This window comes from Pontitalea aquivivens (assembly GCF_046507575.1).
In the GTDB taxonomy this organism is placed as follows: domain Bacteria; phylum Pseudomonadota; class Alphaproteobacteria; order Rhodobacterales; family Rhodobacteraceae; genus Pontitalea; species Pontitalea aquivivens.
The window spans coordinates 73089-97855 of record NZ_JBKFEY010000003.1 but is presented as its reverse complement, the minus strand read 5'-3'; the positions used below and the strand labels follow the sequence as shown (position 1 = coordinate 97855).

Here is a 24767-nt window from a genome sequence, read left to right as displayed (position 1 = left end):
GGGCTCAGATCTGCTTTTCTGGAATGTGAACGACCAGGCCTTCCAGCGCCGGGGTCACCGAAATCTGGCAGGTCAGCCGCGATCGCACCGGGTCCGGGTTCCAGGCAAAGTCGAGCATATCCTCTTCCATCGCCTCTTTCGGGGCCAGCTTGCCCACCCAGGCCGCATCCACATAGACATGGCAGGTGGAACAGGCGCAGGCGCCGCCGCAATCGGCATCGATGCCGGGCACGCCATTGTCGCGCGCGCCTTCCATCACCGTCATGCCGGGTTTGACGTCAACCACATGCTCGGTGCCGTTCTGTTCCACATAGGTGATCTTGACCATGTCCGTTCCCCGCTTTTCGGCGCGCATCGGGGCGCACCCTTCGGAAAACGGGATTTATGCGATCGCGGCGGATTTGGCCAGAGCCTGCCGCCCGCACCCCTGTGGCCTTTTGGCACCGCGAATGGAAACGGGCGCCCGAAGGCGCCCGTGGCAAGGGTCCGGCCCGGTTGGGGGGTCAATCCACCGGCAGCGCCACGAACCGCGGCTCGCCGCCGCGCCGGATCAGCAACAGTACCGATTTGCGCCCGGCCTCGCGCGCGTCTTCGATGCGGGTGTCCAGATCGTCCAGCGTCGCCACCGCCTGCTGGCCCGCCTCGACGATCAGATCGCCCGCGCGCATGCCCTTGGCAAAGGCCTCGCTGTCTTCGGGGACGGATTTGACCACCAGCCCCGTGGCCCCCGCCGACAGCCCCAGTTCGGAACTGAGCGCGGGTGTCAGCGGCGTCACGGTCATGCCCAGCATGTCGCGTTCGGCATCCTGCGGACGCGCGACCGCGGCGGGAACCGCCTCGCCCTCGGCCAGCTCACGCCGGCCCAGCGTGACCAGCAGCGTCTCGCTCTTGCCTTCGCGCATCACGGTAACGCGAACCGCCTGGCCCACAGGCGCATCGGCCACGCGCCGCACCAGTTCCCGCGTGTCCTTGACCGGTGCACTGTCGAAGCTGGTGATGACATCGCCCGGCAGCATCCCGGCATCGCGCGCGGGGCCTTCGGGCACCTCGGTGACCATCGCGCCGGTGGCTTCGGCCAGGCCCATCGCCTCGGCCATGTCCGGGGTCAGATCCTGGATCTTCACGCCCAGCCAGCCGCGCCGCGTTTCGCCAAAGTCCTTCAGCTGCGTGACAACCTTCTGCACCACATTCGAGGCCATCGAGAAGCCGATCCCGATCGACCCGCCGTTGGGCGACAGGATCGCGGTGTTCACGCCCACGACCTCGCCCGACATATTGAACAGCGGGCCGCCCGAATTGCCCCTGTTGATCGCGGCATCGGTCTGCAGATAGTCGTCATAGGTGCCCGACAGTTCGCGGTTGCGCGCCGACACGATGCCCGCGCTGACCGAAAACCCCTGACCCAGCGGGTTGCCCATCGCCATCACCCAGTCGCCCACGCGCATCTGGTCGCTGTCGCCGAATTTCACGAATTTCAGCGGCTTGTCGCTTTCCACCTTCAGCAGCGCGACATCGGTCTTGGGGTCGGTGCCGATCAGCCTGGCCTTCAGCGTCCGGCCCGAGAAGAATTCGATCTCGATCTCATCGGCGCCTTCGATGACATGGTTGTTGGTGACGATGAAGCCGTCCTCGGAAATCACGAAGCCCGATCCCAGCGCGTTTGAACGCCGCGGGCCGGGGCCGCCATTGGGGCCGGGGGGGAAACCAAAGTCGCGGAACAGGTCCTCAAAAGGCGACCCGGGCGGGAACATCGGGCCAGGCCCGGTTGGCGCCGCGACGGTGGTCGAGGTGGTGATGTTGACCACCGCGTCGCTGACCTTCTGTGCCAGATCGGCGAAACTTTCCGGCGCCGCCTGCGCCGGTGCCAGAACCCCTGGCGCAAGGGCAAGTGATAGTGCCAGCATCGACGCGGTCAGGATGCGGCGGACCCCCCGCGGCGTTGCAAGCGTCAGAACCTGTGCTGTCATGCGATGCTCCCCTCTCAGCCGGATCACGGGCTTTGCCATAGTGGGACCAAAACCCGCATCTTGCATAGATACCTAGGGCGCGCCCGGTGCAATTGAAAGCCCATCGCGCCGCGTCACATCGACGTGAGCCCGCTTATCCCGCTATCGCGCGCGCCAGCCACAAGGCCGCAATGCCCCCGCCCAGCACCACAAGCCCCAGCAGGCGCCGCCGGTCACGGCCCATCGCGCGCAACAGCTCCAGCATCTCTTCCATGCGCGAAGGGGCCAGCGCAAGCGCCAGCCCCTCGATCACAAGCACCAGCCCGATCCCCCACAGGATCGTGGCGATCATTGCCCGGGCCCTGCCGGGCCGCCCGCTTGCGCGCCACGCTCGCCGATCGATTTCAGGAAACGGTCATAGTCGAAATAGACGCTGTCGGGCTGCGTCACCAACGAGGAACTGTCCGCCTTCATGCTTTGGGCGTAGAATTCCAGCGATCGGGTGAAGGCAAAGAATTCGGGGTCGCGTCCGAAGGCGTCGGCATAGATCGCGTTGCGTTCGGCATCGGCCTCACCGCGGATGATTTCGGCCTGCTTGCGCGCCTCGGACGTCAGTTCGACCACGGTCCGGTCGGCGGTGGCGCGCACGCGCTGCGCCGCCTCGCCGCCGCGGGCGCGTTCATCGGCCGCCTCGCGTTCGCGTTCCGCCCGCATCCGCGCGAATGTCGCGGCCAGGTTCTGTTCGGGCAGTTCGGTGCGCGTCAGGCGCACGTCGATCACATCGACGCCCAGGGCGGCCGCCTCACGCCGGGCGATGTCGCGGATGCGGGTCATCAGCACGGTCCGGTCCGCCGACAGCACCGCCGTGGACGGGACCGAGCCCAGAATTTCGCGGATGGCGGCATTGACGATGCTGTCCAGCCGCGACTTGGCCACCTGTTCGCCACCCGCGCCAACGGCCTCGCGGAATTCGATCAGGTTGACGATGCGCCAGCGTGCGAAGGCATCGACCACAAGGCGGCGGTCATCCAGCGGCGTCACCTCCAGCGGCTGGGTCGGCAGGCTGAGGATGCGGTCTTCATAGGTCACCACCTCCTGGATCAGCGGGATCTTGAACCCCAGGCCGGGCGTTTCCTTGACCTGCTTGACCTGGCCGAATTGCAGCACAAGCGCCTTTTCGCGTTCATCCACGACGAACAGCGACGACAGCACGGCCCCCGCGACGACCACCAGCGCGGGAATGGCGAATTGCATGCGGCTCATCAGTTGTTCCCCCCGTTGGTCGTGGCAGCCGGCGCGCGGCGCAGCTGATCAAGCGGCAGATAGGGCACAACCCCACCGCTACCGCCCTGGCCGGACACGCCGTCCAGGATCACCTTGTTCACCGGACCCAACACCTTTTCCATGGTTTCCAGATACATCCGGCGCTTGGTCACCTCGGGGGCCTTCACATATTCATCATAGACAGACACAAAGCGGGCGGCCTGGCCCTGGGCATCGTTGACCACACGGGCGCGGTAGGCCTCGGCATCCTCCAGCAGGCGCGCCGCCTCGCCGCGGGCGCCTGCGGTGACCTGGTTGGCATAGGCATCGGCCTCTTTTTCCAGCCGGTCGCGTTCCTGCTGGGCGGCCTGCACCTCGCGGAAGCTGTCGATCACGTCGCGCGGCGGGTCGGCGCGGTTGAAGTTCACGCGCACCACGTTGATGCCCGATTCATAGCTGTCCAGCGTTTCCTGCACCGCGAGGCGCAGATCCGCGGCGATCACGCCGCGGTCGCGGTTCAGGATCGGCGACAGTTCGGATCGCGCGATGATGTCGCGCATCGCCGATTCCGATACCGCGCGGATCGTGTCTTCCGGGTCGGCCAGGTTGAACAGGTAGGCGGCCGGATCGCTGATGTTCCAGACCACCTGGAATTCGATGTCGACGATGTTCTGGTCGCGCGTCAGCATCAGCCCGTTGTCGGCGGGGCCGCCCCGGCCCGATCCGACCTCGGTGGTGCGTTCGCCCGTCACCTGCACGATTTCCGCCGTGACCACGGGCCAGGGCGCAAAGTTCAGGCCCGGGTTGCCGGTCGCCTGATACTGGCCGAACATCAGCTCGACCGAGCGTTCTTCGGGCTTGACGGTGTAGAAGGACGAAAAGGCCCAAAGCCCCGTCGCCGCCAGCATCACCAGCCCCAGCGTCCCGCGGGTCAGGGCCGGCCCGCCGGGGGCCCCGCCGCGCGGGCCCCGGCCGCCGCCCTGACCGCCGCGCCCGCCCATCAGCACGCGCAGCTGCTCGGAGCCCTTCTTCATGATCTCCTCGATCTCGGGGATCGGCGCGCCCTCGCCGGGGCGGCGCGGGCCGCTGCCGCGCGGGCGGTTGTTGCGGTCGTCATCATCGCCGCCGCCCGAACCGCCACCCGATCCCCAGGGTCCTCCGTTGCTCATCCGTTCCTCACTTCTTCTAAAGGTCTGCCCTGCGAATTGGGCACAAATCGCGGAAAATCAAGCGCTCCGCACAGGTTTTCGCATCGTCACCAGTTCTTCGGCCATGGTCGGGTGGACCGCGCAGGTGCGGTCGAAATCCTCTTTGGTGGCGCCCATCTTGATCGCGATGGCGGCCAGCTGGATCATCTCGCCGGCCTCGGGGGCGACGATATGGCAGCCCAGCACCCGGCGCGTATCGGCGCAGACGATCAGCTTCATCATCACCCGGGCATTGCGCCCGGCAAACAGCGTCTTCATCGGCCGGAACGAGGTCGCATAAACCTCGATCGGCCCGGCTTCGCGCGCGGTCTCTTCGGTCAGCCCGACGGATCCCAGCTCAAAGGGTTGGGTGAACACGGCCGAGGCGACAAGGTCGTGATCGGCCTTGCGCGGCGTCGCGCCAAAGACGGTATCGGCAAAGGCATGCCCTTCGCGGATCGCCACCGGGGTCAGGTTGATGCGGTCGGTCACATCGCCCACCGCATAGATGGATGGCACATTGGTCTGCGACCAGTCGTCCACCAGCACCGCGCCGCGCCGCCCTGACGCCACGCCGGCCCGGTCCAGCCCAAGGCCCTGCGTGTTGGGCACCCGGCCCGTGGCATAGACCACCGCGTCATAGGTGCGGTCGGACCCGTCGGTGGCCTTGACGCGGATGCCCTCTGCCGTCTTGCGCAGTTCCAGCACATCGGTGCCGCAATGGATGGTCACCCCCGTCTCGGCCATCAGCCCCGCGACATGGCCGCGCGCCTCATCGTCAAAGCCGCGCAGGATCTGCGCGCCGCGGTAGAACTGTGTCACCTCGACGCCCAGCCCGTTCAGGATGCAGGCGAATTCGCAGGCGATGAACCCGCCGCCCACGATCAGAACCGACCGGGGCAGGGCGTCCATCAGGAAGATCTCGTTCGAGGTCATCACCAGCCCGGCCCCCGGCAGATCGGGCACAAAGGGCCGCCCGCCGGTGGCGATCAGGATGTGCTTGGCACGCAGCCTGCGGCCATCGGCCAGCTCGACCGTATGCGGATCGACCAGCGTGGCGCGGCAATCATGCACCGTCACGCCCGCGCCCGCCAGCCCGCCGCGATAGGCCGCCTCCAGCCGGTCCAGTTCCACATCCAGCGCGGCACGGAATTTCGACCAGTCGAACCCGCCCGCCCGCACATCCCAGCCATAGGCGCGGGCATCTTCCATCGCCGCCGGATAGCCCGAGGCAAAGACCATCAGCTTCTTGGGGACGCAGCCGCGGATCACGCAGGTCCCGCCCATGCGGTATTCCTCGGCCAGGCCCACGCGCGCGCCATGTTCGCCCGCCGCGATGCGCGCCGCGCGCACCCCGCCCGAGCCGCCGCCGATCACGAACAGATCATAGTCGAACGTCATGCCTGCTTCCTTGCCCTGCGGTCCCGCGCCCCGGGCCCTTCAATCCAGATCGGCGAAGATGTTCTCCGCCTCGTTGAAATCGATCTGATCGGTCTCGACCGTGCCTTCGTTGATGTCGCGCAGTTCCACCGTGCCATCGCCATGGCCGATGATGACCACGTCGCAGATGTCGATGAACAGACCGTTTTCCACCACGCCGGGGATCTGGTTCAGCATCAGGCCCAGCTGGCGCGGATTGCCGATCCGGTTCAGGTGCAGATCGACGATGTAATTGCCCTCATCTGTGACAAAGGGCTGGCTGCCGTTCACCCGCAGCGTGGTGTTGCGCCCCAGCACATCCATGCTGACCAGCGTTTCCTCGATCAGCGCGCGGGTGGTCTGCCAGCCAAAGGGCACAACCTCGACCGGCAGCGGGAAGGCGCCCAGCTGGGCCACCTCTTTCGCGGCATCGGCAATCACGATCATCCGGTCGGATGCGGTGGCCACGATCTTTTCCTGCAACAGCGCGCCGCCGCCACCCTTGATCAGGTTCAGCTCGTTGTCGAATTCATCCGCCCCGTCGATCGTCAGATCAAGCCATTTCGCCTCATCCAGACTGACGACCCTGATGCCAAGCTGGCGCGCCAGATCGGCGGTGCGGGTGCTGGTCGGAACGCCCGTGATCCGCAGCCCCTCTTCGCGCACCAGTTCGCCCAGGCAGCGCACCATCCAGGCCGCGGTCGATCCGGTGCCCAGCCCCACGCGCATCCCGTCCTCGATGAAGTCGACGGCGCGGCGGGCAGCGGCGAATTTGGCCTTGTCGATGGGCGAAAGTTCGGCGGGCATGGATGGCTCCTGGCTGATGGGATGGTCAGGTTATAGGCAATCGCGCCCCGGGGTGCGAGTGCCAATTCGCCCGATCCGCCCGCCCGATGGCGCGCAAATGCCCCGTGTCGGGTCGATTCCGGGAATTTCGGGAATTCCGGGCTTGCCGCGCGCGCACACTGCGCCATTGTGGGGCCAGGCAAGGAGGCACGGATGTTCCTAAGCGTGTTCGACATGTTCAAGGTGGGGGTGGGGCCGTCCTCCTCGCACACGATGGGGCCGATGGTCGCGGGGGGGCGGTTTCTGGACCGCCTGCGCGCCTCGCCCTTTCAGGCGCATGGCCTGCGCGCCAGCCTGCACGGCGCGCTGGCTTTCACCGGCAAGGGCCACGCCACCGACCGCGCCACGATCCTCGGGCTGGCGGGATTTCTGCCTGAAACCTACGACGCCACCGCCGCCGAAGCCGCCCTTGCGGCCAATACGGAAACCGGGCTGCTGTCCCCGCCCGGCCTTGCGCCGCTGCGCTTTGATCCCGCGACCGACCTGATCTTCGATTTCGGCCCCGCGCTGGCGGGCCATGCCAACGGCATGATCCTGATGGCGCTGGATGCGCAGGGCGACGTGATCGCGCAGGAAACCTATTATTCCATCGGCGGTGGCTTCGTGCTGACCGCGGCCGAGGCGGCGGCGGTGGATGACCGCGCCCTTGCCGCGCCCTCGCCCGTGCCCTTTCCCTTCCGCAGCGCCGCGGAAATGCTGACCATGGCCCATGCCTCGGGGCTGACCATCGCGCAGATGAAACGTGCAAATGAACGCCGTTTCCGCCCGGATGCCGACATCGACGCGGGGCTCGCCCGGATCTGGTCGGTGATGAACGCCTGCATCGAGCGCGGCCTTGCCGCCGAGGGCCTCCTGCCCGGCGGCCTGAAGGTCCGCCGCCGTGCGCGCGCGATCCACGAAAGCCTGATCGCCGAACGCGGCATGAACCTGACCGCGCCGCATGTGATCAACGACTGGATGTCAACCTATGCCATGGCCGTGAACGAGGAAAACGCCGCCGGCGGCCAGGTCGTCACCGCCCCCACCAACGGCGCGGCGGGCGTGGTGCCCGCCGTGATCCGCTACTGGCTGGACCATGTGCCCGGCGCAAGTTCCGCGCGCATCGGTGAATTCCTGCTGACCGCCGCCGCGGTGGGCGGGCTGATCAAGCACAACGCCTCGATCTCGGGGGCTGAATGCGGCTGCCAGGCCGAGGTCGGATCGGCTGCCGCCATGGCCGCCGCGGGCCTTGCCGCCGTGCTTGGCGCCACCCCCGAACAGGTCGAAAACGCCGCTGAAATCGCGCTGGAACATCACCTCGGCATGACCTGTGACCCGGTCAAGGGCCTTGTCCAGGTGCCTTGCATCGAACGCAACGGCCTTGGCGCGATCAAGGCGGTTTCCGCCGCCTCGCTTGCCCTGCGCGGCGACGGCACCCACCTCGTCCCCCTTGACGCCGCGATCGAGACGATGCGCCAGACCGGCCGCGACATGCATGACAAATACAAGGAAACCTCGCTGGGCGGCCTTGCCGTCAATGTCCCCAACTGCTGAGGTTTCCCTTCATCTTGCCCGAAATACCTCGGGGGTGCGGGGGCAGCGCCCCCGCCGCAGGATCACAGCGCGCGCCAGCCGATATCGCGCCGGCAGAACCCTTCCGGCCAGTCGATCGCATCGACCATCGCATAGGCCCGGGCCTGCGCGTCGCGCAGGCTGGTGCCGCGCGCGGTGACGTTCAGCACCCGCCCGCCCGTGGCCAGCACGGCGCCGTCCCTGGCCGTGGTGCCCGCATGGAACACCATGTTGAAACTGTCCGCGGGCAGGGCGTCCAGCCCCTTGATCGCGCTGCCCTTGGCATAGCTGCCCGGATAGCCCCGCGCCGCCATCACCACGGTCAGCGCGTGATCCTCCGCCCATTGCGCGCGGACCTGATCCAGCCGGCCTTCGGCGCAGGCAATCATCAGGTCCAGCACCTGACCACCCAGCCGCATCATCAGCACCTGACATTCCGGATCGCCAAAGCGGACGTTGTATTCCACCAGCCGCGCCCGGCCATCCCTGATCATCAGCCCGGCGTAAAGCACGCCCTGGAACGGGGTGCCGCGCCGCGCCATCTCGGCCACCGTGGGGCGCACGATTTCGGCCAGGACCTGGTCCTGGATCGCGGGCGTCAGCACCGGGGCGGGGGAATAGGCGCCCATGCCGCCGGTGTTCGGGCCGGTGTCGCCATCACCCACGCGCTTGTGGTCCTGCGCGGTGCCGACGGGCAGGACGTTCACGCCGTCCGAAAGGATGAAGAAGCTGGCCTCTTCGCCCTCCATGAATTCCTCGATCACCACCTCGGCGCCGGCCGCACCAAAGGCGCCGCCGAAAATTTCGTCGATCCCGGCCAGCGCCTCATCCAGCGTCATTGCCACGATCACGCCCTTGCCGGCGGCCAGCCCGTCGGCCTTGACCACGATCGGCGCGCCCTGGGCGCGGACGTAATCCGCCGCCGCCCCGGCATCGGTAAACCGCGCATAGGCGGCGGTCGGCGCACCGCAGGCATCGCAGATTTCCTTGGTGAATGCCTTCGACGCCTCCAGCCGTGCGGCCGCGGCCGAGGGGCCAAAGCACAGCACGCCCGCCTCGCGCAGGCGGTCGGCCACGCCCGCGGCCAAGGGGGCCTCGGGGCCGATCACGACGAAGTCGATGGCGTTTTCTTCACAGAAATTCACCACCGCCGCGCCGTTCAGCGGGTCCAGATCCGACATTTCGGCAATCATTGCGATCCCGGCATTGCCAGGCGCCACGATCAGCCGGTCGCATTTGGGGTTCTGCTTGATCGCCCAGGCCAGCGCATGTTCGCGCCCGCCGCCGCCCAGCACCAGAATATTCATCATCCGTCCCCCTTGGCCTTCGGTTGCGCGCCTTCTAAGGTCTGGGGCGCTGTCAGGCAAGCGAACAGGGGTACGGATGGAGCTTTTCGAGAATGACCCGGCCCCGGGGGGCGGCAATGCCCCCGGCAATGCCCATGAATACACCGTGTCCGAGCTGTCGGGCGCGGTCAAACGGGTGATCGAGGGCCAGTTCGACCGCGTCCGCGTGCGCGGCGAGGTGGGCCGCGTGTCGCGCCCCGCGTCGGGGCACATGTATTTCGACCTGAAAGACGATCGTTCCGTCATCGCAGCCGTCAGCTGGAAGGGCCAGGTCGCCCGGATGCAGGTCCGCCCCGAGGAAGGCATGGAGGTCATCGCCACCGGCCGCATGACCACCTTTCCCGGCCAGTCGAAATACCAGCTGATCGTCGACGATGTGGAACCCGCGGGTGCGGGCGCATTGATGGCCATGCTGGAAAAGCGCCGGCAGGTGCTGGCGGCCGAAGGCCTGTTCGCGCCAGACCGCAAGAAGCCCATTCCCTTCCTGCCGCAGGTGATCGGCGTCGTCACCTCGCCCTCGGGGGCGGTGATCCGCGACATCCTGCACCGGCTGCGCGACCGCTTTCCGCGCCGCGTGCTGATCTGGCCGGTGGCGGTGCAGGGCCAGGCCTGCGCCCCCGAGGTCGCCCGTGCGATCCGCGGCTTCAACGCGCTGGCGCCGGGCGCGGCGATCCCGCGGCCCGATCTGATCATCGTGGCGCGTGGCGGCGGCAGCCTTGAAGACCTTTGGGGCTTCAATGAGGAAATCGTGGTTCGCGCCGCCGCCGACAGCCAGATCCCGCTGATATCCGCCGTGGGCCATGAAACGGATACCACGCTGATCGACTTTGCCGCCGACCGGCGCGCGCCCACGCCCACGGCGGCGGCGGAAATGGCGGTACCGGTGCGGCTTGACCTGCTGGCCCGGGTGAATGAGGGCAGCGCGCGCATGGCCGGCGTCATGACCCAGCGGGGGCAGGCGCGGCGGCAGCGGCTGGTGGACTTGTCGCGCGGGCTTGGCCGGCCGCAGGCGCTGACCGCCCCGGCGCGGCAGCGGTTCGACCTGTGGTCCGACCGGCTGGGCCCTGCGCTGCGCGCGCTGACCGGGCGCAAGCGGGAACAGTTCGGCCCCGTGGCGGCGCTGGTGCGCCCCGATCTGCTGCGCCTGTTCATCCGGCGCGAGCAGGCGGCGATCGACAAGCTGGGCGCGCGCCTTGGCCCCGCGCTGGGCCGCCTGCGCGATGAGGCCGCACGGCGCAACCGCGATGCCCGCGCGCGGCTGGACGATCTGTCCGACCGGCTGGCGCTGGCCCCACGCGCGCGCCTTGGCGCGCTGGCCGAACGGCTGGACCGGCTGGACCGGATGCGCCAGACGCTGGGCTATACCGAAACGCTGCGGCGCGGCTATGCGGTGGTGCGCGGCCCCGACGGCCTGATCACCGCGCGCGCGCAGGCCCAGGGCCAGACCGCGCTGGAGATTGAATTCCACGACGGCCGGCTGTCGGTCCTGCCTGCGGGGGACGGGGATGGGGCGCCCGCGCCGCAGCGCCCGCGAAAGCCCGGCGCTGGCAAATCCGGCACAGGCAAGCCCCCGCCCGATCAGGGCAGCCTGTTCTGACGGGTCACACCCCGACTTCGGGGCCGGGGCAGTTCAGCGGTTCGGGGCTTTCGGACAGCGACACCAGCGGCTCGGCCCCGGCATCGCCCAGAAACCGCGCCATCAGCCCTTCGGGTGTGTCGTGGAAGGTCCAGCATTGCAGACCGCCTTCATCGCGGTAATCAAAGCAGATCATCTCGCCCTGCTGGAACCAGGTGCCTTCCTTGCATACGCCCCCTTCAAACGCCCAGAGCACGCGGCGCCCGGGCAGATATTGTTCCACCCCGTAGGGCTGGCCATAGGCGGAATAGGTGATGGTCCTGCCCTGGGTGCGGGCGTCGAATTCCGCGGCCCCCAGCGGCGCGGTGTGCAGCGGCGGCGGTCCGGGCGGTACGATGCCCGGCGGGCCAGTGACCGGGCCAGTGATAGGGCCAGTGATCGGGTCAGTGATCGGGTCGGTGACCTGCTCGGCGGCGGCGGGCAGCACCATCAGCAGCGCGGCGCAAAGGGGCAGCAGGATGCGGATCGGGGGCATGGCCTGTCCTTGGTGGCGCGGCCGGGGCGTGGGCCGCCATGCGGCCAGCCTGCCAGAAACCCCGGCCCACCGCCAGCCACAGCGCCGTGAAGATCCGCGCGCCCGGCCCCCCGCTTGTCACCCCCGGCCGCCGCGCAGGGCCAGCGCGCGCCGGTCCATCACCCGCCGCCACAGCGGCGGGATCAGCGCCAGCGTTGCCATCACCGGCAGCGATCGCGGCAGCACCGGCCGGCCCGGCGCCCCGATCGCGCCCAGACGCAGCGCGGGGTATTCGCGCCCCGGATGGGCGTGATGGTCGGAATGGCGCGGTGCGTTCAGCATCCACAGCGAGGACACCCGCTGCGGCGCATCCCAGCTGTGCGCGGGGCCGACGGGTTCATAGCGGTCCATCCCCAGACGCCGACGGCTCAGGCCATAGTGCTGAACGTAATCGGCCAACAGCAGCTGCATCTGGGCATGTGCGCACAAAAGCAGATAGGCCAGAAACCCGCCAATCCCGAACAGCGCCAGCACGGCCAGCGCAATGCCCGCCCCGCCCGCCAGATAGATGACATAGGGATGCACCCGCCGCAGCCGCGCCCGCAGGCTGCCGCCCGGGGGCAGGGTCTTGCGCAGGTTCGTCTCCATCTCATGGCCGGCCACGAACGACCCCGCCCAGGCGCGGCGCGCGAAATCCCAGAACCCCTCGCCCAGTTCGGCGCTGTTAGGATCGTCGGGGGTTGCGACAAAACGGTGATGCACCAGCCGATGCGCCGAGGTGTGATGCCCGAACAGCAATGAGATATAGACCCACATCCCAAGACGGAACAGCCGCCGGTCGGCGCGGTGGATCAGCTCATGCGCGTTGGAATTCGACACCTGCCCGAAAAACAGGCCAAACCCCAGGAACAGCGCCAGGCGATCCCCCCAGCCCAGCCCCGATCCACCCGACAGCGCCCAGACCGCAACCGCCAGCGCCATGAAATGCGCAATCGCCAGCGTCGCCGAAAGACGGTTGGCGGCGGGAAATTCCGCACCCTCGGGGGCATCGGGCGCGGCCCCCGCGATCAGCCGGTCCAGCACGGTGATCAGCACCGCCACATAGGCCAGCGCCCCCCAGGCAAAGGCGCCGCCAAACACCGCCCCCAGCGCCAGGAACGGCAAGGGCAGCAGCGTCACCAGCGCGAAGGCCGCAACGGGGGGAACCCGCGCGCGCATCTTTCCCGCCAGGGTTGCGGGGCGCGGTATCCGGGGCGGGGCGGGCATCGGGTGTGTGGGCATATCTGTATCTCGCCGCTTGCGCCCCGCGACGGGGGCAGTCCGGGACAGGTGTCTGTTCCAAATCGCTCTGCCTGATCTTGAACAGACCGGGGCGTCTGTCCACCCTCTTTGTGCATGCGCGGCTGTGGCAAGGCGGGCATGGGGGCGTCTGCGTGGCACCGGGCCCTTCCATCACGCGGCGGGATTGATTAGGTGTCTGGAAACCGAAAGGGCCGCAGATGTCTTTCTTCCAGAAATTGAAATCCCGCCTGACGAAATCCTCCGCCAAGCTGGAAGAGGGGCTTGATGCCATCGTGGCCGAAGCCCCGGTCCCGGATGTGCCGGGACCAGAAACGGCGGGACCAGCGCCTGCTGCGCCAGCGTTGACGGTGCCCCACGCCCCCACGCCCGGCCCCGCCCCCACGCCCGGCCCCGCCCCGGCGGCCGCAGAACCCGCCCGCAAGCCCGGTCTGCTGGGCCGCATCCTGGGCCGGGCCGAGGATGCCGCGCCCCGCCGGGTGCTGGATGATGCGATGCTCGAAAGCCTTGAGGAATTGCTGATCCGTTCGGACATGGGGGTGGAAACGGCGCTGCGCGTCACCGCCAACCTGGCCGAGGGGCGCATGGGCAAACGCCTGTCGGTGCCGGAAATCCAGGACCTTCTGGCGGGGGAAATCGCGCGCATCATGGACCCCGTCGCGCGCCCCATGCCGCTTTACCCGAAAAAACCACAGGTCGTGCTGGTGGTGGGCGTGAATGGCTCGGGCAAGACCACGACGATCGGGAAACTCGCCAGCCAGTTCCGCGCCGCCGGCAAAACGGTGGTGATCGCCGCGGGCGATACCTTCCGCGCGGCGGCGGTGGAACAGCTGCAGGTCTGGGGCCAGCGCGCGGGCGTGCCGGTGCTGACCGCGCCCGAAGGCTCGGATCCCGCCAGCCTGGCCTTCGACGCGATGACGCGCGCCCAGGCCGATGGCGCGGACCTTCTGCTGATCGACACCGCGGGCCGGCTGCAGAACCGCGCCGACCTGATGGAGGAACTGGCCAAGATCGTCCGCGTGATCCGCAAGAAGGATGAAACCGCCCCGCACAATACGCTTCTGGTGCTGGACGCCACCACCGGCCAGAACGCGCTGAGCCAGGTGGAAACCTTCCGCAAGATCTCGGATGTGTCGGGGCTGGTGATGACCAAACTCGACGGCACCGCCAAGGGCGGCGTTCTGGTCGCGCTGGCCGATCGCTTCGGCCTGCCGATCCACGCCATCGGCATCGGCGAACAGATCGACGATCTCGCCCCCTTCGACCCCGGGGATTTCGCCCGCGCCCTTGTGGGTCAGGATGCCTGATCCCTTCGGATTTGCCCAAATATCCTCGGGGGGGGCGGGGGGCAGACAGCCCCCCGCTTCCGCCCCCTCCACGATCGCCGCGGATCGGACATGAGCACGTTCCTGATCGCCCTTGAAGGCACCGAGGCGGGCCATCGAGCGGCGCTGATGCTGGCGCTGGCGGCGGCGCTCCTGCATGCGATCTTCGGCGCGCTGCAAAAGGGCCGGCACGATCCCTGGCTGTCGCGCGCGGCGATCGACAGCAGCTACGGGCTGATCGCGGCGCCGGTCGCGCTGTTCGTCGTGCCCTGGCCCGAGCCGCACATGTGGCCGATCTTCGCGGGCGCCTTCGTCATCCATGCGCTCTACAAGCTGGCGCAGGCGATGACCTATGCCCGCGGCGCCTATACGGTGGTCTATCCGGTGGTGCGCGGTACCGGCCCGTTGTTCGCGGTGATCGGGGCGGGGCTGGTCTTTGGCGAAAGCTTCACCCCCGGGCAATGGCTGGGGGTGGGCGTGCTGGTGGCCGGGATCTTCGGACTTGCGCTCTACAACCTGCGCACCATCACGGTCGCGCGCGACACGCTGGGCCCGGCGCTGGGCCTTGCGGTGCTGACCGGGGGCTTTGTCGCGGCCTATACCACCTATGACGCCTATGGCATCCGCGCCACGGCCGATCCGTTCACCTTTCTGGCCTGGTTCTTCTTCATCGACGGCTGGTTCATGCCGGCGCTGACCTGGCGGCGCTGGCGCCATCTGCCGGCATCCGAAGTCCTGCCGTTGCTGAAAAGGGGTGTCATCGGCGCCTTTGTCGCCTATTTCTCATTCGGGGCGATCATGCTGGCCACCCGGCTTGACACTGTGGGGCAGGCGGCGGTGCTGCGCGAAACCTCGACCGTCTTTGCCGCGCTGATCGGCTGGCTGATCCTGGGGGAAAAGGTGGGACCGCGGCGCGCGGCGCTGATGGGGTTGATCGCGGCCGGGGCGGTGATCGTTGAAATGGCAGGGTAAGGGACATGGCAGAGGCAGGACGGAAAAAAATCAGACCCTGGGTCAAGGCGGCGCTGGAATTCGGCCCGCTGATTGCCTTCTTCGTGGCCTTCGTAAAGCTGAAGGATCAAAGCTACACGATCGGCGGCACCGACTATTCGGGCTTTATCCTGGCCACGGCGGGCTTCGTGCCGCTTCTGGTGGTCACCACGCTGATCCTGTGGCGGCTGACGGGGCGGCTGGCGCCGATGCAGATCGCCACGCTGGTTCTGGTGGTGGTGTTCGGGGGGCTGTCGGTCTGGCTGAACGATGAACGTTTCTTCAAGATGAAGCCGACGATCATCTACCTTCTGTTCGCCGCGATCCTGGGCCTTGGCCTGATGCTGCGCCGGCCCTGGCTTGCGCTGGTGATGGAAGAGACCCTGCCGATGGAGCCCGAGGGCTGGCGCATCCTGACCCAGCGCATGGCGCTGTTTTTCCTGGGGCTGGCGGTCGCCAATGAGGTTGTCTGGCGCAGCATGTCCGATCAGGCCTGGGTCAATTTCAAGACCTTCGGCCTGACCGTTCTGATGTTCGGCTTTTTCATGGTGCAGGGGCGGTTGTTCGCCCGCTACGGGATCGGGAAGAAGGCCGATTAGCGCCGGAACAGGATGTCCTGCGCCTTGCGGTCCTGTGCCGCGTCTGCGCGCAGGTCAGCCCCCACCGCGCGGCCGCGTTGCACGGCGGGGCGGTCGGCCATCGCGTCCAGCCATCGCGCCAGATGGGGCTTGTCATCCAGGCTTTGCTGCTGGCCTTCCCAAAGGCTGGCCCAGGGCCAGATCGCGAAATCCGCGATCGACAGGAAATCGCCCGCCACGAATTCGGCCCGGGCCAGTTGCCGGTCCAGAACACCGTAAAGCCGCGCGACCTCGCGCCGGTAGCGGTCCTTGGCATAGGGCAGGTCCTGCGGCGGGTCCATCGCGGGGGCATATTTCAGGAAATGATGCGCCTGTCCTGCCATGGGGCCAAGGCCCCCCATCTGCCACATCAGCCATTGTTCGACCGCGATCCGGTCGCGCGCGGTCTGCCCGATGAACCGGCCGGTCTTGCGCGCCAGATACAGAAGGATCGCCCCCGATTCGAAGATCGACACCGGGGCGCCATCGGGGCCGTCAGGGTCCACGATCGCGGGCATGCGGTTGTTCGGCGCGATCTTCAGGAATTCGGGGTCGAACTGGTCGCCGGCCCCGATGTTGACCAGACGCACCTGGTAGGGCAGGCCCATTTCCTCCAGCGCGATGGTGATTTTCCAGCCGTTCGGCGTGGGCCAGTAATACAGATCGATCATGGTATCTCCTTTGGGGTCAGCATGGCGCAACGCGCGTCAAAGGCAAGGGCGCGGCATTGACCGCCCGCCTGCCCCTTGGTAACGCCAGCACAACCGAAGGTCCGCCGCAGGGGAGGCGCAGATGAGCGACTGGAACACCCGCACCAAACTGATCCACGAAGGTATCCGCCGCAGCCAGTATGGCGAGATGGCCGAGGCGATCTTTCTGACCCAGGGCTTTGTCTATCCTTCGGCCGAAGCTGCCGAGGCGCGGTTTCTCAACCAGTCCGATGACGAATTCATCTATGCCCGTTACGGCAACCCGACGACGCGGATGTTCGAGGACCGCATGGCCTCGGTCGAGGGTACCGAGGATGCCTTTGCCTGCGCCTCTGGCATGGCGGCGATCAATGGCGCGCTGTGCGCATTGGTGAAGGCGGGCGATCATATCGTCGCGGCACGGCAGATGTTCGGCTCGTGCCTGCATGTGCTCAGGGTGCTCGAAGGCTTCGGCGTCGCGGTCACGCTGGTCGATGGCACGAAACTGGACGAATGGCGCGCCGCGATGCGGCCCGAAACCAGGGTCTGCTTCTTTGAAAGCGTGTCGAACCCCGGCCTTGAGGTGATCGACATGGCGGGCGTGGCGGAAATCGCCCATGCGGGCGGCGCGGTGGTGCTGGTGGACAATGCCTTCGCCTCGCCGATCTTTTCGCGCGCGGTGGAACTGGGCGTCGATATCGTCGTCTATTCCGCCACCAAGCATATCGACGGTGGCGGGCGGGTGCTGGGCGGCGTGATCTGCGGCACGCGCGACTTCATCCGCGGCCCGCTGGAGACCTATGTCAAACATACCGGCGGTGCGATGAGCCCTTTTCATGCCTGGGTGCTGCTAAATGGCCTGCAGACGCTGGACCTGCGGGTGCGCGCGCAGGCGGCCAATGCGGCGGCGGTCGCCTCGGCGGTGGCGGGGCACAAGGCGCTGTCGCGCACCGTCTATCCCGGGCTGGCCGATCACCCCCAGCACGCGCTGGCGATGGAGCAGATGGGCTCGGGCGGTACGATGGTGGCGCTGGACCTTGCGGGCGGCAAACCCGCCGCCTTCGCTTTCCTGAACGCGCTGCGGGTGATGTCGATCTCGAACAATCTGGGGGATGCGAAATCCATCGCCACCCACCCGGCCACCACCACCCACAAGAACCTTGCCGAAGAGGACCGCGCGCGCATCGGCATCACGCCGGGGATGGTGCGGATCTCGCTTGGGATCGAGGATGGCCGCGATCTGGTCGCCGATGTGCTGGCCGCGCTGGACGCGGTGTGACCCGCACCGATCCGGGTGATCCGGTGGCGCGCGGGATGCGTATCCCCTTGGACAAACGCGCCGCACCCCCCATATTGGTGGGGTTGGGCCAGCCCGAGGGGGATCAGCGATGAACATTCACGGCAAGATCGAGGCGCCCGATACCGCAGAGGCGAAAGCGGCGTTGGATGTGCTGCGCCAGTGGGCCGCCGGCGCGACGGAAACCGAAATCGCCCGGCTTGATCCCGCGATTGCCCGGCTGCTGCCGGGGCGGGCGGTCGGCAATTATCCCGAACTGCGCCGTGTCTACCCCGAGGATTTCAACGCCGACGAAAGCTATCGCGCGGGTTTGCCCGATCTGCAGAACGGCCCGGCAAGCCTGATCGTGGGCGCCAGGACGCAGATCCAGCATGTCGGCATTTCCAACTTCCGCCTGCCGATCCGCTATCACACCCGCGACAATGGCGATCTGGCGCTGGAAACCAGCGTGACCGGCACCGTCAGCCTTGATGCCGAAAAGAAGGGCATCAACATGAGCCGGATCATGCGGTCATTTTATGGGCATGCCGAGCGGACCTTTTCCTTTGAGGTGATCGAGGCGGCGCTGGATGACTACAAGGACCATCTGGACAGCTTTGATGCCCGCATCCAGATGCGCCTGTCCTTCCCGATGAAGGTGTCCAGCCTGCGGTCCGGCCTGTCGGGATGGCAGTATTACGACATCGCGCTGGAGGTGGTGGAAACCGCGGGCGTGCGCAAGAAGATCGTGCATCTGGATTACGTCTATTCCTCGACCTGTCCGTGTTCGCTGGAACTGTCGGAACATGCGCGGATGGTGCGCGCGCAGTTGGCGACGCCGCATTCGCAGCGATCGGTTGCGCGGGTTTCCGTGGTGGTGGAACCCGGCCGCGTGCTGTGGTTCGAAGACCTGATCGACATGGCGCGCCGCGCGGTGCCGACGGAAACGCAGGTGATGGTCAAGCGCGAGGACGAACAGGCCTTTGCCGAGCTGAACGCCGCCAACCCGATCTTTGTGGAAGATGCCGCCCGCGCCTTTGCCGGCGTGTTGCTGGCCGATCCGCGGATCGGTGATTTCCGTGTGCTGGCCAGCCATCAGGAAAGCCTGCACAGCCATGATGCGGTCAGCCTGCTGACCGAGGGGCCGACCTTTGCCGCCGAAAGCCTGGATCCGCGGCTGTTCGCCTCGCTGATCCATCACGGGTAAGGGGGGCGCTGCCCCCCTTCGCGGCAAAGCCGCTTCCCCCCGGAGTATTTTGGCCAAGAAGAAGAACATTCGCGGAACTTGTCTTGGCGGCGGCGCCGGGGCGGGTTAAGTTGGCGCCATGAGCGGATTTGACGAAGAGAGCGCCTTCGAGGCGGCGGTGCCCCTGTCGCAGCGGGCGATGGCGGCGCGGGGCGCGCCTTATCTGGACGGGTTGAACCCCGCCCAGCGGGCGGCTGTCGAGGCGATGGACGGGCCGGTGCTGATGCTGGCGGGGGCGGGTACGGGCAAGACCAAGGCGCTGACGGCGCGGATTGCCCATTTGCTGACCACCGGGCGGGCGCGGCCGAATGAGATTCTGGCCGTGACCTTCACCAACAAGGCCGCGCGCGAGATGAAGGACCGGATCGGGCGGTTGTTGGACCATTCGCTGGAGGGGATGCCCTGGCTGGGCACGTTCCATTCGGTCTGTGTCAAGCTGCTGCGCCGGCATGCCGAACTGGTGGGTCTTAAATCCAACTTCACGATCCTGGATACGGATGACCAGATCCGGCTGCTGAAACAGTTGATCGTGGCGGCGAACATGGATGAAAAACGCTGGCCTGCGCGGCAGCTGGCGGGGATCATCGACGGCTGGAAGAACCGCGCGCTGACACCCGATCGGGTTTCGGGCGGCGAGGCGGGGGCCTTCAACAACCGCGGGGGCGAGCTTTATGCCGCCTATCAGGAACGGTTGCGGACCCTGAACGCGGTCGATTTCGGCGATCTGCTGTTGCACATGGTTACGATCTTTCAGGCGCATCCGGATGTTTTGCAACAGTATCAACGCTGGTTCCGCTATATCCTTGTGGATGAGTATCAGGATACCAACGTGGCCCAGTATCTGTGGCTGCGGCTTTTGGCGCAGGGGCATCGCAACATCTGCTGTGTGGGTGATGACGACCAGTCGATCTATGGCTGGCGCGGTGCCGAGGTGGGCAATATCCTGCGGTTTGAAAAGGATTTTCCGGGTGCGGTGGTGATCCGGCTGGAACAGAACTACCGCTCGACCGAACATATTCTGGCGGCCGCCTCGGGGGTGATTGCGCAGAATGCGGGGCGGCTGGGCAAGACGTTGTGGACCCAGGCGGCAGGCGGCGAAAAGGTGCGCCTGATCGGCCATTGGGACGGCGAGGAAGAGGCGCGCTGGATCGGCGATGAGATCGAGGCCCTGCAGCGCGGCAGCCGGGGCATGGCGCCGGTGGGGCTGAACGGGCAGGCGATTCTGGTGCGCGCCAGCCATCAGATGCGCGCCTTTGAGGACCGTTTTCTGACCATCGGTCTGCCCTATCGGGTGATCGGCGGGCCGCGATTCTACGAACGGCTGGAGATTCGGGATGCGATGGCCTATTTCCGGCTGGCGGTCAGCCCCGATGATGATCTGGCGTTTGAACGGGTGGTGAACACGCCCAGGCGCGGCCTGGGTGACAAGGCGCAGCAACTGATCCAGCGCCGCGCGCGCGATGGCGGGCTGGGTCTGTTGACGGGCGCGCGGGCCGCCCTGGCCGAGGGGCTGGTTTCCGGCAAGGGGGCGGGGCAGTTGCGCGCCTTTGTGGAAGGTGTCGGGCGCTGGCACGCGGCGGTGCTGGCGGGCGACGATCACGTTCGGCTGGCCGAGGCGATCCTGGAGGAATCGGGCTATACCGCGATGTGGGTCAACGACAAGACGCCCGAGGCGCCGGGGCGTCTGGAAAACCTGAAGGAACTGGTCAAGGCGCTGGAGCAGTTCGACAATCTTCAGGGCTTTCTGGAACATGTGGCGCTGATCATGGACAATGACAGCGAAGAGGCCGAGGAAAAGGTTTCCATCATGACGCTGCATGCGGCCAAGGGGCTGGAATTCCCCGTGGTCTTTCTGCCGGGGTGGGAAGACGGGCTGTTTCCCAGCCAGCGTGCGATGGATGAAACCGGCCTGAAGGGTTTGGAGGAGGAACGCCGGCTGGCCTATGTCGGCATCACGCGGGCGGAACGGCTGTGCACCATCAGTTTCGCGGGCAATCGGCGGGTTTATGGCCAGTGGCAAAGCCAGCTGCCCTCACGTTTCATCGACGAACTGCCCGAGGCGCATGTCGAGGTGCTGACCCCGCCGGGCCTTTATCGCGGGGGCTATGGCGCGGCGGGCGGCTTTGGCGGGGGCTTTGGCAGCGGGGTCGAGGATCGCGCGATGCGGGCCGATGTCTATAACTCGCCGGGCTGGAAGCGGATGCAGGATCGCAGCGCCACGCGCCCCATGACCCCGCCGCGGGAAACCCGCCATGCGGTGATCGACCTGGTGGCGGTCAGCGCGTTTTCGGTTGGCGACCGGGTCTTCCACCAGAAATTCGGCTATGGTCATGTCCGTGGCATCGAGGGCGACAAGCTGACCGTCGATTTCGACAAAGCGGGCGAGAAGAACCTGATGGCAAGCTATGTGACGCCCGCAGATGCGGTGGATGACCTGCCGTTCTAGGCGGGCGATCGCGGCCCGTGGTCAAAGCGTTGCGAACAGCGCCGAAAGGCGGGCGGCCTCGGCATCCAGGCCCCAGGGCGGGTTCAGGATGAACATTCCCGATCCCACCATGCCGTGGCCTTCGCGCGCGGGGGCAAAGCGCACCTCATGGATCAGCGCGTCGGGATGGGCCGCGCGCAGGGCGCGGACCATCGGTTCCTGCGCGCCCGAGGCCAGGATCGGGTACCACAGAACGATGGTGCCGACGTTCCATTTGCGCGCGATTTGCCCGATCAGCCGGGGCAGGGCCTGATAGTCGGATTTCACTTCATAGCTGGGGTCGATCACCAGAAGGCCGCGCCGCGGGGTCGGTGGCGTCAGCGCCAGGGCCATCTGCAACCCGTCCTTCGGGTGGAAGATGCCGCCATGGGGTGCCATCGATTCGCGCAGTGCGGCAAATTCACGCGGGTGCAGTTCGCACAGATGGATCGTGTCGACCGGGCGCAGCAGATGCGCGGCGACCAGCGGCGATCCGGGATAGGCCAGCGGGCCATGGGCCGCGCGGGTGGCGGCCAGGGCACGCGCATAGGGGTGACCGGGGTCGAACCAACCCAGTGATTCGACGCGCTGGATGCCCTGCGCCGCCTCGCCCGTTTTCAGCGCCTCGGCCGCATCCAGCGCATAAAGCCCGCGCCCGGCATGGGTTTCCAGGTAGCTTAGCGGCTTGTCCTTGCGGGTCAGATAGTCCAGCACGCAGGCCAGCAGCGCGTGTTTGTGCACATCGGCCAGGTTTCCGGCGTGATAGATGTGTTGATAGGACAGCATCCCGTTTCCCCTGTCAGTCATGTCTGGTGATGACGCGCCCCGGCGCGTGGTGCAAGCCCGCTGGCGCCAAAAGAAAACGGCGGCGCCCGGGAGGAGGTGGGCACCGCCGCATCTTTTCCGTCAGCCCCAGGGAGGAGGAGGGGGCCTTCGGTATTGTCAGCGATGACCCCGGGAGGAGGGTGAGGTCACCGCCTTCGAACGGTCGGCCCGGGGAGGAGGAGGGCTTTCCGTATTCCGCAGGGCCAAAGCCCTTGTCTTGTGCCCGGTTGGAAGCGCGGCGGCCCCAGGGAGGAGGAGGGGGCCGCCGCCTTCATCACGAGACCTCAGGGAGGAGGAGGAGGCCTTCGCTTGGGCGTCCGGCGGGGATCATGCGATCCTGTGGCCGGTATCTGGGGGCGGCACCCTCAGGGAGGAGGAGGAGGGTGCCGCCGATTTCCGAGACCCAGGGAGGAGGAAGGGCCTCAGGAACTGAAACTTACTTGCCGTAGGCTGCTTCCAGCGCGACACGGGTAATCATCGAGCGGTTGACGCCCATATCCGCCAGTTCGCGGTTCGACAGGCCACGCAGTTCACGCACGGTCAGCGCATAGACCTTGCGGCGGGCGCGGGCCTCGCCAATGGCGGTAAAGAACGCCAGGATACGCGCACCGATGCCGCCGGTGCGGGCGTTGGCGTGATGGATGTCCTGAGCGAGTGCCATTGTCATCGTCCTGATCTGGGTCGTTTCGTGCTGCAGCCCTGTGCCGCCGTTGAAGCCAAAATGGGACGAATGCTGCGTATGCACAATACCTATAAGCCGCAATGCTGCCATGCGGAAACTGCATAACGCCTGCTGACCTAATACAGGCTAACGCCGCGTCACAATGTATAAAACTTGTGCAAATTCCTGATCGCTTGCCTTCCGCGCGGAATGCGCCAGATTGTCGGGGTCAGCATCCAGGGGGAAAACATGTCTGTCAGCAAGCAAACGGTTCTTGAGGCGCTTGGCAGCGTGGGGTTGCCCGGCGGGGGCGATGTCGTGTCGCGCGATTACCTGCGCGCGCTGGCCGTCGAAGGGGGCGCGGTGCGCTTCGTGCTGGAGGCCGATGCCCCCGCCACCGCGCAGATGCTGGAATCCATCCGTCCCGCGATCGAGGCGGCGGTGCGCGCTTTGCCGGGGGTGGACAGCCTGTCGATCGTCACCACCGCGCAGGCCCCCAAGGGATTTGGCGCCCCGCAGATCGGCGGCCATCCCAAGCCACAGGCCGGGCCTTTGCCGGTGCCCGGTGTGGCGCGCATCATCGCGGTGGGGTCCGGCAAGGGGGGGGTCGGAAAGTCGACCGTTTCGTCGAACCTTGCGGTGGCGCTGGCGCGGGCGGGCAGGCGGGTTGGTCTGCTGGATGCCGACATCTACGGGCCCAGTCAGCCGCGCATGATGGGGGTGAACCGCCGTCCGTCCTCGCCCGATGGCAAGACGATTCTGCCGCTGCAGGCGCATGGCGTCACGCTGATGTCGATCGGTCTGATGCTGAAAGAGGATGAGGCCGTGATCTGGCGCGGCCCGATGCTGATGGGCGCGATGCAGCAGATGCTGGGCCAGGTGAAATGGGATGAATATGGCCCGCTGGATGTGCTGATCATCGACTTGCCGCCGGGCACGGGCGATGTGCAGCTGTCGCTGTGCCAGAAGACGCGGCTGGACGGGGCGATCATCGTGTCCACCCCGCAGGATGTGGCGCTGCTGGATGCACGCAAGGCGATCGACATGTTCCGCCGCCTGGGCACGCCGGTTCTGGGCCTGATCGAGAACATGTCCACCTATATCTGCCCCAATTGCGGGCATGAGGCACATCTGTTCGGCCATGGCGGCGTCGCCGCCGAGGCCAGGAAGCTGGACCTGCCCTATCTGGGCGAGTTGCCGCTGGATCTGTCGGTGCGGCTTGCGGGCGATGCCGGAACCCCGGTCGCGGCCGGCGAGGGGCCGGTGGCGGGCACCTATGCGGCGCTGGCGGCCCGGCTGATCGCCGCGGGCGCGGTCTGATCCCGCCGCCGGCCCGGGATTTCACGGGAACAGGATTTCGGAACGGGATTTCATGGCCCCGGGCGGGATACGGCCCGGGGCCATGGTATTTCACGGGAATGGTGCAGCCACTTCGCGGATCAAGCCGAATCATCCGGGCGTGATCCGCCGTGATCGCGCGTGGATCCAGGTGTCTTGGGGTGTTTGTACCCGGCTTTCGACGGCTTTCGGATGAAATTTTGTGATCCAATGGGAAATCATGGGGCGAACTGTGGCGCGGCGCGGTTAACAAGATATTGTGTCCTGTGGGTCATTATTTGCTATTTGTTCCATTTTCTGCGGGGTCGTGCCCCGCTATGCGGTCTCTTGTACGACTGGAAGGCCGCGTGGTTCGTGGGTTTGGCCATAATTTCCTGTTGCTTCCCATG

Annotated in this window: 22 protein-coding genes; 9 read left to right on the top strand and 13 right to left on the bottom strand. The window is 67.0% G+C overall.

The genetic code is table 11. The features are described from left to right. Window positions 1-4: 4 nt before the first annotated feature. The 7 genes from ACK8OU_RS06495 to rpiA all read right to left on the bottom strand — a co-directional run bounded on the left by ACK8OU_RS06495 (window position 5) and on the right by rpiA (window position 6622). The gene (locus tag ACK8OU_RS06495; protein ID WP_410302757.1) at window positions 5-328 is read right to left on the bottom strand and encodes a 2Fe-2S iron-sulfur cluster-binding protein; all 324 of its coding nucleotides are present in this window, start codon (window positions 326-328) and stop codon (window positions 5-7) included. 175 nt (window positions 329-503) lie between these two features. Beyond that, the gene (locus ACK8OU_RS06490; RefSeq protein ID WP_410302547.1) at window positions 504-1967 is read right to left on the bottom strand and encodes a Do family serine endopeptidase; all 1464 of its coding nucleotides are present in this window, start codon (window positions 1965-1967) and stop codon (window positions 504-506) included. A gap of 133 nt (window positions 1968-2100) precedes the next feature. Then, entirely contained in the window at window positions 2101-2298 is a 198-nt protein-coding gene (locus tag ACK8OU_RS06485) for a DUF2065 family protein (protein WP_410302546.1), read from the bottom strand. Continuing rightward, window positions 2295-3209: a protease modulator HflC gene (gene hflC, locus ACK8OU_RS06480; protein ID WP_410302545.1), complete on the bottom strand. Its 915-nt coding sequence runs from the start codon at window positions 3207-3209 to the stop codon at window positions 2295-2297. The genes ACK8OU_RS06485 and hflC overlap by 4 nt, the downstream gene beginning before the upstream one ends. After that, window positions 3209-4378: an FtsH protease activity modulator HflK gene (gene hflK / locus ACK8OU_RS06475; protein WP_410302544.1), complete on the bottom strand. Its 1170-nt coding sequence runs from the start codon at window positions 4376-4378 to the stop codon at window positions 3209-3211. The genes hflC and hflK overlap by 1 nt, the downstream gene beginning before the upstream one ends. 57 nt (window positions 4379-4435) lie before the next feature. Next, window positions 4436-5797 carry a glutathione-disulfide reductase gene (gene gor / locus ACK8OU_RS06470; protein WP_410302543.1) on the bottom strand — a complete coding sequence of 454 codons (1362 nt, stop codon included), beginning with the start codon at window positions 5795-5797 and terminating at the stop codon, window positions 4436-4438. A gap of 39 nt (window positions 5798-5836) precedes the next feature. After that, window positions 5837-6622 carry a ribose-5-phosphate isomerase RpiA gene (gene rpiA, locus ACK8OU_RS06465; RefSeq protein WP_410302542.1) on the bottom strand — a complete coding sequence of 262 codons (786 nt, stop codon included), beginning with the start codon at window positions 6620-6622 and terminating at the stop codon, window positions 5837-5839. A gap of 192 nt (window positions 6623-6814) precedes the next feature. On the opposite strand from rpiA, the gene ACK8OU_RS06460 reads away from it, so the two are divergent. Beyond that, entirely contained in the window at window positions 6815-8194 is a 1380-nt protein-coding gene (locus ACK8OU_RS06460) for an L-serine ammonia-lyase (RefSeq protein WP_410302541.1), read from the top strand. A gap of 62 nt (window positions 8195-8256) precedes the next feature. Here ACK8OU_RS06460 and purD read toward each other — a convergent pair whose 3' ends face one another. Then, window positions 8257-9519, bottom strand: coding sequence for a phosphoribosylamine--glycine ligase (purD, locus tag ACK8OU_RS06455; protein WP_410302756.1), 1263 nt, complete (start codon window positions 9517-9519; stop codon window positions 8257-8259). Between the two features lie 76 nt (window positions 9520-9595). On the opposite strand from purD, the gene xseA reads away from it, so the two are divergent. After that, complete coding sequence (xseA, locus tag ACK8OU_RS06450) at window positions 9596-11155, top strand: exodeoxyribonuclease VII large subunit (RefSeq protein WP_410302540.1); 1560 nt, start codon at window positions 9596-9598, stop codon at window positions 11153-11155. Between the two features lie 4 nt (window positions 11156-11159). Here the strand turns inward: xseA and ACK8OU_RS06445 are convergent, their stop codons facing one another. Both ACK8OU_RS06445 and ACK8OU_RS06440 read right to left on the bottom strand, forming a co-directional pair. Beyond that, the gene (locus ACK8OU_RS06445) at window positions 11160-11669 is read right to left on the bottom strand and encodes a hypothetical protein (protein ID WP_410302539.1); all 510 of its coding nucleotides are present in this window, start codon (window positions 11667-11669) and stop codon (window positions 11160-11162) included. Between the two features lie 117 nt (window positions 11670-11786). Further along, on the bottom strand, window positions 11787-12866 hold the full coding sequence (locus tag ACK8OU_RS06440) for an alkane 1-monooxygenase (RefSeq protein WP_410302538.1): 1080 nt from the start codon (window positions 12864-12866) through the stop codon (window positions 11787-11789). Between the two features lie 281 nt (window positions 12867-13147). On the opposite strand from ACK8OU_RS06440, the gene ftsY reads away from it, so the two are divergent. From ftsY to ACK8OU_RS06425, 3 genes are all read left to right on the top strand, one after another. Then, the gene (gene ftsY / locus ACK8OU_RS06435; protein ID WP_410302537.1) at window positions 13148-14254 is read left to right on the top strand and encodes a signal recognition particle-docking protein FtsY; all 1107 of its coding nucleotides are present in this window, start codon (window positions 13148-13150) and stop codon (window positions 14252-14254) included. A 90-nt stretch (window positions 14255-14344) separates the two neighbouring features. Further along, window positions 14345-15244: an EamA family transporter gene (locus ACK8OU_RS06430; protein WP_410302536.1), complete on the top strand. Its 900-nt coding sequence runs from the start codon at window positions 14345-14347 to the stop codon at window positions 15242-15244. A 5-nt stretch (window positions 15245-15249) separates the two neighbouring features. Continuing rightward, entirely contained in the window at window positions 15250-15861 is a 612-nt protein-coding gene (locus ACK8OU_RS06425) for an inner membrane-spanning protein YciB (RefSeq protein WP_410302535.1), read from the top strand. On the opposite strand, the gene ACK8OU_RS06420 is transcribed toward ACK8OU_RS06425, so the two are convergent. After that, window positions 15858-16550, bottom strand: a complete 693-nt coding sequence (locus ACK8OU_RS06420; RefSeq protein WP_410302534.1) for a glutathione S-transferase N-terminal domain-containing protein — start codon at window positions 16548-16550, stop codon at window positions 15858-15860. The genes ACK8OU_RS06425 and ACK8OU_RS06420 overlap by 4 nt on opposite strands. Window positions 16551-16671: 121 nt before the next feature. On the opposite strand from ACK8OU_RS06420, the gene ACK8OU_RS06415 reads away from it, so the two are divergent. From ACK8OU_RS06415 to ACK8OU_RS06405, 3 genes are all read left to right on the top strand, one after another. Next, window positions 16672-17847: an aminotransferase class V-fold PLP-dependent enzyme gene (locus tag ACK8OU_RS06415; protein ID WP_410302533.1), complete on the top strand. Its 1176-nt coding sequence runs from the start codon at window positions 16672-16674 to the stop codon at window positions 17845-17847. A gap of 109 nt (window positions 17848-17956) precedes the next feature. Continuing rightward, on the top strand, window positions 17957-19051 hold the full coding sequence (folE2, locus tag ACK8OU_RS06410) for a GTP cyclohydrolase FolE2 (RefSeq protein WP_410302532.1): 1095 nt from the start codon (window positions 17957-17959) through the stop codon (window positions 19049-19051). A gap of 118 nt (window positions 19052-19169) precedes the next feature. Continuing rightward, the gene (locus ACK8OU_RS06405; protein ID WP_410302531.1) at window positions 19170-21536 is read left to right on the top strand and encodes an ATP-dependent helicase; all 2367 of its coding nucleotides are present in this window, start codon (window positions 19170-19172) and stop codon (window positions 21534-21536) included. A 21-nt stretch (window positions 21537-21557) separates the two neighbouring features. Here the strand turns inward: ACK8OU_RS06405 and ACK8OU_RS06400 are convergent, their stop codons facing one another. Together ACK8OU_RS06400 and ACK8OU_RS06395 are read right to left on the bottom strand one after the other, a co-directional pair. Beyond that, window positions 21558-22340 carry a 23S rRNA (adenine(2030)-N(6))-methyltransferase RlmJ gene (locus tag ACK8OU_RS06400; protein ID WP_410302530.1) on the bottom strand — a complete coding sequence of 261 codons (783 nt, stop codon included), beginning with the start codon at window positions 22338-22340 and terminating at the stop codon, window positions 21558-21560. A 475-nt stretch (window positions 22341-22815) separates the two neighbouring features. Then, window positions 22816-23040 carry a DUF1127 domain-containing protein gene (locus ACK8OU_RS06395; RefSeq protein WP_410302529.1) on the bottom strand — a complete coding sequence of 75 codons (225 nt, stop codon included), beginning with the start codon at window positions 23038-23040 and terminating at the stop codon, window positions 22816-22818. 249 nt (window positions 23041-23289) lie between these two features. On the opposite strand from ACK8OU_RS06395, the gene ACK8OU_RS06390 reads away from it, so the two are divergent. Continuing rightward, window positions 23290-24360, top strand: coding sequence for an Mrp/NBP35 family ATP-binding protein (locus tag ACK8OU_RS06390; protein WP_410302528.1), 1071 nt, complete (start codon window positions 23290-23292; stop codon window positions 24358-24360). Window positions 24361-24767: the final 407 nt, after the last annotated feature.

Excerpts from the sequence above, each read along its gene's own strand:
- ACK8OU_RS06425 (WP_410302535.1), top strand. The coding sequence starts at position 15,250 with ATGGCAGAGGCAGGACGGAAAAAAATCAGACCCTGGGTCAAGGCGGCG.
- ACK8OU_RS06440 (WP_410302538.1), bottom strand. The coding sequence starts at position 12,866 with ATGCGCGCGCGGGTTCCCCCCGTTGCGGCCTTCGCGCTGGTGACGCTG.
- ACK8OU_RS06460 (WP_410302541.1), top strand. The coding sequence starts at position 6,815 with ATGTTCCTAAGCGTGTTCGACATGTTCAAGGTGGGGGTGGGGCCGTCC.
- folE2 (WP_410302532.1), top strand. The coding sequence starts at position 17,957 with ATGAACATTCACGGCAAGATCGAGGCGCCCGATACCGCAGAGGCGAAA.
- ACK8OU_RS06420 (WP_410302534.1), bottom strand. The coding sequence starts at position 16,550 with ATGATCGATCTGTATTACTGGCCCACGCCGAACGGCTGGAAAATCACC.
- ACK8OU_RS06490 (WP_410302547.1), bottom strand. The coding sequence starts at position 1,967 with ATGACAGCACAGGTTCTGACGCTTGCAACGCCGCGGGGGGTCCGCCGC.
- gor (WP_410302543.1), bottom strand. The coding sequence starts at position 5,797 with ATGACGTTCGACTATGATCTGTTCGTGATCGGCGGCGGCTCGGGCGGG.
- hflC (WP_410302545.1), bottom strand. The coding sequence starts at position 3,209 with ATGAGCCGCATGCAATTCGCCATTCCCGCGCTGGTGGTCGTCGCGGGG.
- hflK (WP_410302544.1), bottom strand. The coding sequence starts at position 4,378 with ATGAGCAACGGAGGACCCTGGGGATCGGGTGGCGGTTCGGGCGGCGGC.
- ACK8OU_RS06430 (WP_410302536.1), top strand. The coding sequence starts at position 14,345 with ATGAGCACGTTCCTGATCGCCCTTGAAGGCACCGAGGCGGGCCATCGA.
- ACK8OU_RS06390 (WP_410302528.1), top strand. The coding sequence starts at position 23,290 with ATGTCTGTCAGCAAGCAAACGGTTCTTGAGGCGCTTGGCAGCGTGGGG.
- xseA (WP_410302540.1), top strand. The coding sequence starts at position 9,596 with ATGGAGCTTTTCGAGAATGACCCGGCCCCGGGGGGCGGCAATGCCCCC.
- ftsY (WP_410302537.1), top strand. The coding sequence starts at position 13,148 with ATGTCTTTCTTCCAGAAATTGAAATCCCGCCTGACGAAATCCTCCGCC.
- ACK8OU_RS06445 (WP_410302539.1), bottom strand. The coding sequence starts at position 11,669 with ATGCCCCCGATCCGCATCCTGCTGCCCCTTTGCGCCGCGCTGCTGATG.
- ACK8OU_RS06415 (WP_410302533.1), top strand. The coding sequence starts at position 16,672 with ATGAGCGACTGGAACACCCGCACCAAACTGATCCACGAAGGTATCCGC.
- ACK8OU_RS06400 (WP_410302530.1), bottom strand. The coding sequence starts at position 22,340 with ATGCTGTCCTATCAACACATCTATCACGCCGGAAACCTGGCCGATGTG.
- ACK8OU_RS06495 (WP_410302757.1), bottom strand. The coding sequence starts at position 328 with ATGGTCAAGATCACCTATGTGGAACAGAACGGCACCGAGCATGTGGTT.
- ACK8OU_RS06395 (WP_410302529.1), bottom strand. The coding sequence starts at position 23,040 with ATGGCACTCGCTCAGGACATCCATCACGCCAACGCCCGCACCGGCGGC.
- ACK8OU_RS06485 (WP_410302546.1), bottom strand. The coding sequence starts at position 2,298 with ATGATCGCCACGATCCTGTGGGGGATCGGGCTGGTGCTTGTGATCGAG.
- ACK8OU_RS06405 (WP_410302531.1), top strand. The coding sequence starts at position 19,170 with ATGAGCGGATTTGACGAAGAGAGCGCCTTCGAGGCGGCGGTGCCCCTG.
- purD (WP_410302756.1), bottom strand. The coding sequence starts at position 9,519 with ATGAATATTCTGGTGCTGGGCGGCGGCGGGCGCGAACATGCGCTGGCC.
- rpiA (WP_410302542.1), bottom strand. The coding sequence starts at position 6,622 with ATGCCCGCCGAACTTTCGCCCATCGACAAGGCCAAATTCGCCGCTGCC.